Origin of the sequence: Acetobacter pasteurianus (assembly GCF_009914215.2) — a bacterium.
In the GTDB taxonomy this organism is placed as follows: domain Bacteria; phylum Pseudomonadota; class Alphaproteobacteria; order Acetobacterales; family Acetobacteraceae; genus Acetobacter; species Acetobacter pasteurianus.
Genome location: NZ_CP039846.2, coordinates 1,322,749 through 1,335,000, shown reverse-complemented (window position 1 = coordinate 1,335,000; position 12,252 = coordinate 1,322,749). Strand labels below are relative to the sequence as shown.

Below are 12,252 nucleotides of genomic sequence, written 5' to 3'. Positions count from 1 at the left end.
CCTCCCATCCTCCCCCAAGAGCATTATAAAGCTGCACCAAGTTACCCGACATGGTTGCTGTGCTATCTGCTAACTGCGTCTGAGACTGCAAAAGCCGACGCTGTGTATCCAGAACCTGCAGATAACTTTGGAGCCCATGCTTATATTGGCTCTGCGCCAATTCTAGCGAACGTGCGTCTGCCGCAACCTGATTGCGAATATTCTGATTGCGCTTTTGCTCCGCCTGATAGGCTGTAAGTGCGTTATCCACTTCCTTCCAGGCATTCAGAACCGTTTTACGATACCGCAGGGCCGCCGCTTTCTGGGAAGCCTTCTTCATATGCAGTTGGCCTGTCAGACGTCCACCCTGGAAAATGGGAAGCGTAATGGCAGGCCCGACATTCCACATACGGGAGCTCCAGAACCCCATATCTCGGAAAGAGAAGGACTGGAAACCAAAGCCCGCATCAATAGTAACCTTTGGGTAGAAATCAGCTTCAGCCTGCCCCACCTCTGCAGTGGCGGCATGCAGTTCCTCCCCAGCCTCACGGATATCAGGGCGACGCTCTGCCAATTCTGATGGCAAGCCAACCGGCACCTGCGGCGGTACTAGCGGAATACTCGCCGTTTTCTCCAACTCCGTATTCAATCCACCGGGAGGAGCGCCCATCAGCAGGTTGATAGCATTGATCTGCATAGCAATGCGTTGTTCAAACTGAGGGATAAGCGCGCTTGTCCGCTCCACTTCTGACCGGGCGCTATCTACATCCAGTTCGCTCACCAAGCCGCTTTTATAGCGTGATGAACTCAACTGTAGGATTTCTGACGCCGCATCACGATTCTCTTTCGTGATACGCAACTGTTCCTGCAGGTTACGCAGCGTCATGTAGTCTGATGCCAGCTCTGCTTGCCGAGCAATCAGAATGCCCCGGCGCTCTTCCATGGTAGCTTTCATATACGCCTTGGCAGCTTCGTACTGCCTGCGCACACGGCCCCAGAGATCAATCTCCCAACTAGCCTGCAGTCCATCCTGCCATTGGTTCAGCAAAGGAATGGAAATGGATGAGGACTGGGCAGAAAGCATTTCCCCCATTCCTGTTCCGGCCGCATTTTCACCAATACGCTCTACAATGCGTTGCAACTGCTTACTGCTATACTGCGCCCGACGATATGACCCCGAAGCAGCAAGATCTGGAAACCGCTCTGCCCCAGCCAACAACAATTGGCCACGGCTAACTGCAAATTGTTCAGTGGCTTGCTGTACATCAAGGTTCTGATCTGCCAGACGTTTTTCAAGCGAAGTCAGTTCGGGATCATTAAAAATGGCCCACCATTGCGGATCGGGTGCCTGCGTTGTGGGGACACTCAGCAACTGTGATGTATCTTTATCTGCCGCACGCTGCCACTGAGAGGGAGACCATGTATCCGGCTTTTTATAATCTGGCCCCACCATGCACCCCGCCAGCATGAAAACCAGCGCCAACGCGCCTATGCGCTGTGCATTCCGTTTTGCCACCCGTTCACCCTCACCGAAAATTATATGCCTGATAGAAAATACCAGCCCTTGCACTGACCGACCAGTTCGGTCAGCATGGTAACCTACCTTCTTTCCTCTGTGCGTCAATCGCCTGATCTTTAAAGTCTGAAATCCTGATGTCCGAATCTTCCTCCGTTTCCTCCCTCACTTCTACCTGCACAGGGGAATCTGAAGCAAAGCGAGAGCAGATTTTAAAAGGAGCCTACAACGTGTTTGCTGAACACGGTTACGAAGGCGCCAGTATGTCTGCCATTGCGCGGGAAGCAGGGGTTTCTAAGGGCACATTATATAATTATTTCACCAATAAAGCGGATCTATTTGGGGCTTTTGTAGAAAAATGCTGCCGGGAAAAACTGCCCCCAGCTCTTGCGCCAGTGCAAAAAGAGGCATCCCCCAAGGAAACACTTACAGCCGTAGCACGCGCTATGGTGCAATTGATTACCCAACCAGAAAGCTTGATGCTTTACAGAATGATTGTTTCTGAGGCGCCGCATTTTCCTCAGCTGGCAACCATCTTTTGGTCTCACGGCCCGCGGATTGCCATTGAAACCCTGTCTAACTGGATTCGCGAGCAAACTCAGCGTGGCACACTAAAAACAGATGACCCTGTTTTTGCCGCAGAGCAGTTTTTCTCACTTTGTCAGACACGGATCGCACATAGAAAGCGCTTTAACATGCCGTATGACAATATGGCTGAAGACGAAGAAAAAGTTATTCATGCATCTGTAAAGATGTTTCTGGCCACTTACGGTGCATAAATAGCCACTCAAAAAAACAAACCCCGCACACATGGCTGTATGCGGGGTTGCTTAAGCAAATAGTTTAAAAGTGAAGGGTTATTTCTTCAGCTCTTCAACCAACTGCGGCACAACTTCAAACAGATCTGCTTCCATTCCATAGTCTGCAACCTGGAAAATGGGAGCTTCTGGGTCTTTGTTGATTGCCACAATCACGCGGCTGTCTTTCATACCGGCAAGATGCTGGATAGCGCCAGAAATGCCGAAGGCCATGTAAAGTTCAGGCGCAACAATCTTACCTGTCTGCCCAACCTGATATTCGTTCGGCACAAAACCGGAATCCACAGCAGCGCGAGAGGCACCAATAGCTGCACCCAAGGCATCAGCCAGCGGGTCCAGAGTATGGAATTTTTCTTCGCTCTGCATCCCACGACCACCGGATACAACCACGCGGGCTGTTTCCAGGTCCGGACGTTCGGAATCAGACAGCTGAACAGTTTCAAACTTGGAAACCGCTGGCGCATCCACTGCATCCACAGCTTCAATCGGAGCATTGCCACCCGTTGATGCCGCAGCATCAAAAGCAGCGTTACGTACCGTCAGCACCTTTTTGGCATCTGAGGACTTAACAGTGGCCAGTGCATTGCCCGCATAAATGGGACGCACAAATGTTTCTGCATCCACAATGCGGATAACATCTGGAATCGGCTGCACATCCAACAGAGCAGCTGCACGTGGCAGCACATTCTTGCCCGTAGCACCTGCAGCAGCAACGATATGATCGTACTGGCCTGCCAGAGAAACAATAAGAGCAGCCAAAGGTTCTGCCAGTTCGTGTGCATAGCGTGCATCTGCTGCATGCAGCACTTTGGCAACGCCGGGCACCGCAGCCGCAGCCTGTGCGATGGAGGCATCACCCGCCACCAGCACATGCACATCACCCAACTGGGCAGCTGCCGTTACAGCAGACAGAGCGGCCTTTCTGATCTGGCCTTCTTCATGATCCAGAAGAACAAGAGCGGTCATGATCAGATCACCTTTGCTTCGTTACGCAGTTTTTCTACCAGTTCCCCAACGGAACCAACCTTTATGCCAGCCTTGCGTTCCGGCGGCTCAGCAACGGAAACAACGCTCAGGCGCGGCTTCATGTCCACACCCAGTTCAGCGGCTTCAATGGTTTCCAGCGGCTTCTTCTTGGCCTTCATGATATTTGGCAAAGAAGCATAGCGTGGTTCGTTCAGGCGCAGATCGGCCGTGATAATAGCGGGCAGTGTGAGGGAAACTTCTTCCGTGCCACCATCAATTTCACGGCTGACACGTGCATGGCCATCAGCAATTTCTACCTTGCTGGCAAACGTGCCCTGCCCCCAACCAAGCAGACCAGCAAGCATCTGGCCTGTGGCGTTCATGTCATCATCAATGGCCTGCTTGCCCAGAATAACCAGACCCGGTTCTTCCTTTTCCACCAGCTTGCGCAGCACTTTGGCTACGGCCAGCGGTTCGGGGCTTTCTTCTGACAGAACCAGAATAGCGCGGTCCGCGCCCATAGCCATGGCTGTGCGCAGTGTATCCTGCGCTTTCTGAACACCAACAGAAACCACAACAACTTCGGAAGCCGCACCTTTTTCGCGCAGGCGCACAGCTTCTTCCACCGCGATTTCATCAAACGGGTTCATGGACATCTTGACGCCAGTGGTATCAACACCACTGCCATCTGCCTTCACACGCGGTTTGATGTTGTAATCAACAACCCGCTTTACAGGTACAAGTATCTTCATGACTTCTTTCGCTTGCAGACGCAGGATGGTTCGGACGCAGCCTTACCGTACTTTACTCCAAATTCACATACCGGCCGGATAATTAGGGCCACCACCACCTTCTGGCGTGGTCCAGTCTATATTCTGGGCGGGGTCTTTAATGTCACACGTTTTGCAGTGCACGCAGTTCTGCGCGTTAATCTGCAAGTGTGGGTTTGTGGCTTCGTCTGCCACTTCATACACACCGGCAGGGCAATAACGGCTTTCTGGGGCACGGAAAACATCCCAGTTCACCGGCTTCCACAGGCTGGGATTACGCAGGCGCAGATGCACCGGCTGATCTTCCTCATGATTGGTAGCGGACAGGAAGACCGAAGAAAGACGATCAAATGTCAGCTTGCCATCCGGCTTGGGGTAAAACGGCTTTTCAGACAGGAAGGCAGGCTTAAGGGTATCGCTATCTTCATGCTTGAAGTGCAGTGTCCACGGCGCACGGCCACGAAGCAACATGGCATCAATAGCTGCATATACAGCGCCACCCTTGGCACCAAAATGCGCAAAAGCCGGACGAATATTACGGGCAGACCGCAGTTCCGGCCACAACCATGAACGCCGCACCTTTTCTGTAAAGGCACCGGGTTCAACACGGTCGGTTTTCATGGCTTCCACAACAGATTCTGCCGCCAGCATGCCGGACTTCATGGCTGTATGAGTGCCTTTGATTTTAGGCACGTTCAGGAAGCCAGCAGAATCCCCAATCAATGCACCACCGGGGAAGGTGAGACGCGGAATGGCCTGCAAACCACCTTCGGAAAGAGCGCGCGCACCGTAAGAAATGCGGCGCCCACCTTCCAGATGCTGACGGAAGGCCGGATGCAGCTTGATGCGCTGCATTTCTTCAAACGGAGAAAGCCACGTATTGGCGTAATCCAGCCCCACCACAAAGCCGTAGGACACCAGATTTTCACCAAAGTGGTACAACCATGCGCCGCCATAGGTGCTGTCATCCAGCGGCCAGCCAAAGCTGTGCTGCACCAAGCCGGGGCGATGTTTTTCTGCCGGGATTTCCCATACTTCCTTGATACCAAGGCCGTATGTCTGCGGGTCCACATCTTTACGTAGATCGTAATGCGCCATCACCTGCTTGGTCAGGGAGCCACGGCACCCTTCTGCAAACAGGGTGTAACGGGCACGCAGTTCCATACCGGGCTGATAATTGGGGCCGGGTGTACCTTCCTTGGTCACACCCATATCACCCGTTACAACGCCAACCACGCGGTTACGCTCGATAATGACATCAGCACCCGCAAAACCCGGATAGATTTCCACCCCGAGTTCTTCTGCCTGCGTCGCCAGCCAACGGCAGACTTCCCCAAGGCTGACAATATAGTTCCCGTGGTTTGCCATATGCGGCATAACCTTATCCAGCAGTGGAACACGCAAGCTGCCGGTTTCGGTAAGATACAGCATATCTTCTGATGTCACCGGTGTGTCCAGCGGTGCACCACGTTCTTTCCAATCAGGAATAAGCTCTGCCAGTGCGCGGGGTTCAATAACGGCCCCAGAAACAATATGCGCTCCGATCTCGCTGCCTTTTTCAATCAGGCAAACGCTCAGATCTGGAGAAAGCTGGCGTAGCCGAATTGCAGCGGCCAGCCCAGCCGGGCCACCCCCAACAATAACGACATCAAATTCCATCGATTCCCGCACAGGCTCGCTCATTCCCGTTTCATCCCCGTTTAAAGATATGCTGCTTCCCTAAACCCGATTTGGCGCAGAATTGCAAAAACGGGCACGCAGGCCCGTTCTGCCAGAAACAGCCATGTCAGAAAAATCAGTGTTGAACAGAACGCGGCCCAAACGCCAGTTCGTGCACTGCACGCCAGTTCTGATCAACAAAATTAACAATCAATGTGCGGCGTGTGCCTTTAATGGGCCGCTTTACAAAGCCGTGCCATGTCTTGTCCGACGGAATAAAAAGCACCGCCGAATTAAATGCACCTGATGCCCGCACAACTGATTGGCCATCTGGGGTCATCAGATCAGTCCCCAGTTCATCGGCCCCTTCCCCAGTTGAAAGAGAGATCAACAGTGTCAGTTTTTTAGCGCCGATATCCGTATGTGGTTCCAGCCAAAAACCATCCGAATCCAGACACAACTCCAGCCGCAGCGCTGCTGTATCCAGCTGCACATTGCAGATACGTTCAAAAGCCAGCCGCATGGCATCACTATCCAGCAAATGCGCCATACGGTTGAGGCGTTCATCCTTTTGCCGAACGGCAGGATCAACAAACACGCGAGACTTGTTCCGCGTCTCACGCCGACCGCCCACGTCTCCTGCAATAGCCGACTCACCCGGATCCCATTCCAATAGGGCCGCACAGGCATCTGGTTCCAGCACGTTTTCCAACATCCAATGCGGAAAAGGGTCAGAAGCCACTGGCGTTTGCGCCAACAGATTTGGCAGAGAGAACGTCACGCTCTGATCGGGAGCAGTGGCATCAGGACTCATGGCGTCCGATCCTTCATCTGTCACAGAATATCGGCTGAGTAAAAGACAGCGCTATAGCTGTCTTGCATAGCTCCCTTTCTTGGAGAGCCTTCCTTCCTTGCGCCAAAATACTGGCACAATCAAGGCTTGGTTCTACTTAAAGGGCAGCAGAAAACTGTGGAGTGGCAGCTTGCCCAGCACCTTGGGCCTGCTGCTGTAAAGCACGCCGCCGTGTATCAAACACGGCCGCGACATGCCTTACAAAAGGCCGCCCAAACACCGTAACACTGAGTTTCTGGCCATCAATCTTTACCAACCCATCCTGCTCAAGTGGATGAAGTTGTGCAATCTCTTCAGAAAAATCACACCCCTGCCCTACAACGGCAAGATCAACCGCCATATCGCACATAATGCGTTCGATAATGGCCCCACGCAGTTTGTCATCTTCCGTAAAAGCAACACCACGCGCTACAGGGAGGGAATCGGAATTTTCAGCCATTGCCCGTGCATAAGCTGCCACGCTTGTAATGTTCTGGGTAAACCCAGCAGGCAGCATGGAAATAGCAGAAGCCCCCATGCCTAACAAAACAGGACAGGGATCTGTTGTATAACCTTGGAAATTACGATGCAGCGTGCCTGCTTGCGCAGATTGAGCCAAACCATCTTCTGGTAAAGCATAATGGTCCAACCCTATGGGTCGATACCCCTGCGCCTGCAAAACTCTGTCTATTTCCGCCCGCTGCGCCAATCTTTCCTCAGACTTTGGCAAGGAGGCTTCTGGGATCAAACGCTGCCGTTTTTGCTTCCACGGCACATGGGCATATCCAAATACCGCCAACCGGTCTGGCCGCAACGATGCAATTTTAAGTGCAGTTGCGCCCACGCTTTCAACCGTCTGGTAAGGCAGGCCGTAAATCAGATCGATATTAACGCCAGATACGCCAGCATCGCGCGCGGCCTGAATGCTCGCTTGTGTCTGCTCAAAGGATTGATGGCGCCCACATGCTTCCTGCACTTGGGGTTCCATATCCTGCACGCCAAGGCTGATACGAGTAAAACCCAGATCGCCCAATAAAGCAGGATAATCCTGCGGCACATGCCGTGGATCAAGTTCCATGGCCAATTCAGCCTGCGGATCAACCTGAAAGAATGTCCGGATAGAACGCATGATCTGACGCAAAGAATGCGGAGGCAAAGTGGTAGGCGTGCCGCCACCAAACTGCACATGCCTTACTGTGCGTTGCTCCCCCACAAGGGCCACAATACGGCGCATTTCCTCACGCAAGAGGTCACCATAAGCCAGGCGCCCATCCTCATGCCGCATAACGGATGTATTGCATCCGCAAAACCGGCAGAGTTCATCGCAAAAAGGAACATGAAAATAGAGGGAGACAGGTTCATTCTCAGGTAAAGCTTTAAGCCAGCCTGCAACCTGTTGGGAACCGACCGCTTCCGTAAAGCTGGCTGCGGTCGGGTAACTTGTATAGCGCGGCAGATTCCCGCCGTAGCGGGAAATCAGATCAGATACGGATGCCGCGCCCATAATATCTCTTAGAACCGGTAAGCAATACCAGCGGAAACCACTGTCGGATCCAGAGATTCGTGTGCTTTCACCTTCAGGCTTTCTGCTGGGTTTTCAACCCAAGCATGCATGCGCACGAACATCTGCTTGACATCTGCGTTGAAGAACCAGTTGCCGACGATCTGATAATCGAAACCAACATTCACAGAAGGACCACCGGTAAAGCCTGCGTTCAGCTTGGTCAGACCCAGAGCGGAACCACGGTTACCATTCATGTTGTGGAACCACATAGCCGTTGCACCCACACCCACATACGGGTTGAAGCGCTTATGCGGACGGAAATGCCAAGCAAATGTCAGCGTAGGCGGCAGAACCCATGCGCTACCAACATCCAGTTTGCGAGGACCGCCCAGTGCAGGCACATCGCTACCCAGAGCAGCCACTTCATGACGGGTGCTGGTGGCGATCAGGTCAACAGACAGGTTGTCTGTGATGAAGTATTCCACCGTCAGTTCCGGCATGGCCTGATTGGTGGTGGAAAGATGTGTGTTGTTCAGTGGCAGATGGTTCAGACCAAGGCCCGGAGCTGTCAGCCAAGCTTTGCTGTCACGGTCCTGCGGCAGAACGCCGACACCGGACAGGCGGATCATGAAGTCACCACGGCCCAGACCGATCTTGGTGCTGGCGCAGGTTTCAAACAGGCCGCAATGCCCTGCACCCGGCTTTGGTGCATCGGGAATACGCTGCATGACAGGTGCATTCACATATGCAGCGTTAGGGGCTGCTGTCTGAGCCTTGGCGGTGCCGGCCAGAGCGGCAACACCAGCCACCACTGCCGTAAATAGGGAACGGAACTTGACCATGCCTGTGTGTCTTTCCACTGCGCTAGAGAACGATATCTGAAGCGGGAAAAATCATGCGCTCGTTCTTCCAGCCTTGATTTAGATCAAATCCCAGTCATCTCGGCCTCATATGCGACAATACTGTGTCATTTTAACCACAGCGCATTTTAAGGCCTATGGCTAAGGTAAATTGTAACCAATCCACCCCAGACAACCGCGCATTATTGATTTATATCAACAATGACATAATATTTACGCAACATATCTCTTTTCTTTCCGGTCCAGCACGCGCGCCATAATGCTGAAGGTACCGGTTTTCCCGGATTCTGCTCCCATGCCACCTTCTCCTTCCGCTCAGGCACTTCATCCCGCTGGCAAACGTACTGGGCGCGCTGATCCTGACTCCGCGCGATGCTTGATGTGCAAGGTGCGTGAGTACAATCTTTGCAGCAGCATAGAAGATCATGATGTGGCGGTTTTGGCACAGGCTACACGCCAGATTTCCCTGCCACCGGGCACAGCGGTTATTGAGGAAGGCACCCCGGCATCCGCTTTTTTCAACGTGATTAATGGCACAGTTAAACTGTTTAAATCTCTGCCAGATGGACGCCGCCAGATTACCGGGTTTGCCGATGCTGGGCAGTTTGTTGGCCTAAGCAATTCACGCACTTATTCCTTTGGGGCTGAAACTGTAAGCACTGTATTATTGTGCCGTTGCACGCATACGCAGATAGAAAATTTATTGGCAGAATACCCCGGATTCGCCCGTCACCTTCTCTCCGCTGTCACGCACGAGCTGGCTGATGCGCAGGAGCAGATGCTGCTTTTGGGACGCAAAACAGCAAAAGAAAAAGTTGCCAGCTTTCTGCTAGACCGGATCAAGCAATATCATCGCACACATCCGCACGACCCTGATGCAGAAACGACAGCTTCTGTGCCCATGACGCGTGTGGATATTGCAGACTATCTTGGGCTGACAATTGAAACTGTAAGCCGCACCATCAGCGCCCTCCGCCGCGATAAAATTATCTCCGGCACAGAGAATCACTGTATCCGCATCCTTTCCCTGCCCAATCTGCAAGATATCGCTTACGGCCTTAAATCCATTTAAGCCGTAAAAGAAAAGGCTGGCCCATTTCTGAACCAGCCTTTCCAACGATTCGGATAACTTTAACCTTTAGTTATCGTCGTCATCACCACCATCATCAGGTGTCGGGGCGTTATTGCCGCCATCTGGAGAAATCGCGATAAACAGGGACTGATTATCCCGCATAACGCGCAACAGCACAGGTTTTTTGGCAGCTAGTGCTGCCTTCACGCTGGCAACTGCCGCACGTGGGGAATCTACAGCCTGGCTACCAATCGCCTGAATAACGTCTCCTGGCCGAATCCCTGCCTGATCGGCTGGGGAACCAGGGTCAACATCACTCACAACAACGCCACGCACATCTGCCGAAAGCCCCAACTGCTGGCGCACATCGCGAGAAAGAGGAGCCAAGGCAATACCAAGCCGCTGGCCACGTGCAACATCAGAATTGCTGCTGCTACTGCCATCACTGGAAGCGGTTTTCAGGTCTCCGATGGTTACAGTAGCTGTCTGGGCCTTCCCGCCACGCAGATAACCAATGGTCGCCTGCTTACCCGGAGCCATAGACGCCACACGCACTGCCAGATCATGTGGGTTGCTGACCTTCTGCCCGTTGAAATCGGTAATCACATCTTCCGATTTCAGGCCGACTTTTTCAGCCGGGCTACCGGGGCTTACGCTTGCCACCAGCGCCCCAATCGGGGGTGCTCCCGGCGTGGCGGGGGCTGGCAAGCCAAGCGCACGCGCCATAACCGGAGAAATAACCTGTGCGTTTACACCCAGGTACCCCCGCACCACATGGCCGGTTTTACGAAGCTGCTCGACCACATTGCGCACGGTATCCGATGGAATGGCAAACCCAATGCCAATGGAACCCCCGCCAGAGGGAGAAAGGATGGCGGTATTGACCCCAACAACTTTACCATCCTGCGTAAACAGTGGGCCACCGGAGTTCCCGCGGTTAATGGGAGCATCAACCTGAATGAAGTTGTCGTAAGGGCCTTCGTTAATGTCTCGGCCACGGGCAGAAACAATACCTGCGGTAACAGTGCCACCCAGACCATACGGATTGCCAACGGCAATGACCCATTCACCGGGCTGCACATCATCCGATTCGCCCAATTCAATAAAGGGCAGTTTTTCAGATGTTGTGACTTTCAGCAGTGCCAGATCGGTTTTGCCATCACGCCCCACCACCTTGGCGGGCAGCGTTGTGCCGTCATCCAGTGTCACCGTAACCTTGGTGGCACCTTTCACCACATGATTGTTGGTAACCACATAGCCATCGGCTGAAATCAGGAAGCCGGAGCCTCTGGCCTCAATCGTCTGGTGTGATGGCTGGGGCATCATCTGGAAAGGGAACGGGAACGGAAAGGGCATTCCGCCCATACCACCGTTATCACCTTCCACGGCATCTGCCCGGATCATGGATGTAATAGACACCACAGCCGGCTTAACCTGCTTAACCAGACTGACAAAATCTGGAATACGCTGAGAAGTGGGGGTGTTTGGCTTAATAACACTATCAGCTTCTGCACGTGCTGGCGTGCTGCACCATGGAGCGGCGGCCGTTACCAATACACAGCTTGCCAGAAGGGCTGACATCCAATTACGGCGTCTGTTCCGCGCCCAAACTTTTGTCACAGATTTTCCCGACATCACGACTTCGACTGTTCCTTGTTTTATCCCGACAGGACAATTCCCGGACGGTCCAAACACCCAGCTCCGGCAGCCACCACAGATTGCCCAGAGTTTACAGTGCCTTACGCCTACAACGCTAACATGGTTTCTTAACCAAGAAAAAAAAGCTTATCTTTATAATTTCACAAGATGTTATCGGCAGCGCAATTTCTGGAAAAAAGCTTTCAGCATTTCAGCAGCTTCCTGTTCCCTTACCCCGCCTATAACTTCCATACGATGCAGGGTTTCAGGCCGATAAGGCAAACGCGCACCATGCTCCACACCGCCGCCTTTGGGGTCATACGCGCCAAACACCACCCTCCCCAGCCGAAAATGTGCCATAGCCGCCGCACACATCGGGCATGGTTCAAGTGAGACAAATAAAGTGCAATCCGCCAGCTTTTGGCCCTGCCGCTGCAGCACGGCTTCACGCATGACCAACATTTCAGCATGGGCTGATGGATCGTGCAGCTCTTCTACCCGGTTACCTGCCTGCGCCAGCACATTTCCGTTGCTATCCAGCAGCACGGCCCCTACGGGCACTTCTCCATTTTCAGCAGCAAGCTGGGCCTGCTGTAACGCCAGTGCCATGCCGTTCTGTTTAATCATGCTGCGTGCTC

The 12,252-nt window shown here is 53.2% G+C and carries 11 protein-coding genes (1 of these 11 only partly in view); 2 read left to right on the top strand and 9 right to left on the bottom strand.

The genetic code is table 11. The features are described from left to right. Positions 1 to 1,549 carry the 5' portion of an efflux transporter outer membrane subunit gene (locus FCN51_RS19700; RefSeq protein WP_160257166.1) on the bottom strand. It extends 41 nt beyond the left edge of the window, so only the first 1,549 of its 1,590 coding nucleotides appear in the window; it begins with the start codon at positions 1,547 to 1,549; its stop codon lies off the left edge, out of view. An 83-nt stretch (positions 1,550 to 1,632) separates the two neighbouring features. Between FCN51_RS19700 and FCN51_RS19695 the strand changes: the two genes are divergently transcribed. Further along, positions 1,633 to 2,274: a TetR/AcrR family transcriptional regulator gene (locus FCN51_RS19695; protein WP_003626479.1), complete on the top strand. Its 642-nt coding sequence runs from the start codon at positions 1,633 to 1,635 to the stop codon at positions 2,272 to 2,274. Between the two features lie 78 nt (positions 2,275 to 2,352). On the opposite strand, the gene FCN51_RS19690 is transcribed toward FCN51_RS19695, so the two are convergent. From FCN51_RS19690 to FCN51_RS19665, 6 genes are all read right to left on the bottom strand, one after another. Continuing rightward, complete coding sequence (locus tag FCN51_RS19690; RefSeq protein ID WP_003626481.1) at positions 2,353 to 3,279, bottom strand: FAD-binding protein; 927 nt, start codon at positions 3,277 to 3,279, stop codon at positions 2,353 to 2,355. 2 nt (positions 3,280 to 3,281) lie between these two features. Further along, positions 3,282 to 4,031, bottom strand: a complete 750-nt coding sequence (locus FCN51_RS19685) for an electron transfer flavoprotein subunit beta/FixA family protein (protein ID WP_003626483.1) — start codon at positions 4,029 to 4,031, stop codon at positions 3,282 to 3,284. 63 nt (positions 4,032 to 4,094) lie between these two features. Beyond that, positions 4,095 to 5,732, bottom strand: coding sequence for an electron transfer flavoprotein-ubiquinone oxidoreductase (locus FCN51_RS19680; RefSeq protein WP_160256660.1), 1,638 nt, complete (start codon positions 5,730 to 5,732; stop codon positions 4,095 to 4,097). A 112-nt stretch (positions 5,733 to 5,844) separates the two neighbouring features. Further along, entirely contained in the window at positions 5,845 to 6,522 is a 678-nt protein-coding gene (locus FCN51_RS19675) for a 2OG-Fe(II) oxygenase (RefSeq protein WP_014457568.1), read from the bottom strand. Between the two features lie 136 nt (positions 6,523 to 6,658). Next, entirely contained in the window at positions 6,659 to 8,044 is a 1,386-nt protein-coding gene (hemN, locus tag FCN51_RS19670; RefSeq protein WP_160256659.1) for an oxygen-independent coproporphyrinogen III oxidase, read from the bottom strand. Between the two features lie 8 nt (positions 8,045 to 8,052). Then, positions 8,053 to 8,886: an OmpW/AlkL family protein gene (locus FCN51_RS19665; protein ID WP_014457569.1), complete on the bottom strand. Its 834-nt coding sequence runs from the start codon at positions 8,884 to 8,886 to the stop codon at positions 8,053 to 8,055. Positions 8,887 to 9,163: 277 nt separating this feature from the next. Between FCN51_RS19665 and FCN51_RS19660 the strand changes: the two genes are divergently transcribed. Further along, the gene (locus FCN51_RS19660; protein ID WP_124296221.1) at positions 9,164 to 9,976 is read left to right on the top strand and encodes a Crp/Fnr family transcriptional regulator; all 813 of its coding nucleotides are present in this window, start codon (positions 9,164 to 9,166) and stop codon (positions 9,974 to 9,976) included. Between the two features lie 66 nt (positions 9,977 to 10,042). Here the strand turns inward: FCN51_RS19660 and FCN51_RS19655 are convergent, their stop codons facing one another. Continuing rightward, entirely contained in the window at positions 10,043 to 11,611 is a 1,569-nt protein-coding gene (locus FCN51_RS19655) for a Do family serine endopeptidase (RefSeq protein ID WP_124296222.1), read from the bottom strand. 174 nt (positions 11,612 to 11,785) lie between these two features. Continuing rightward, positions 11,786 to 12,241 carry a nucleoside deaminase gene (locus tag FCN51_RS19650; protein WP_160256658.1) on the bottom strand — a complete coding sequence of 152 codons (456 nt, stop codon included), beginning with the start codon at positions 12,239 to 12,241 and terminating at the stop codon, positions 11,786 to 11,788. Positions 12,242 to 12,252: the final 11 nt, after the last annotated feature.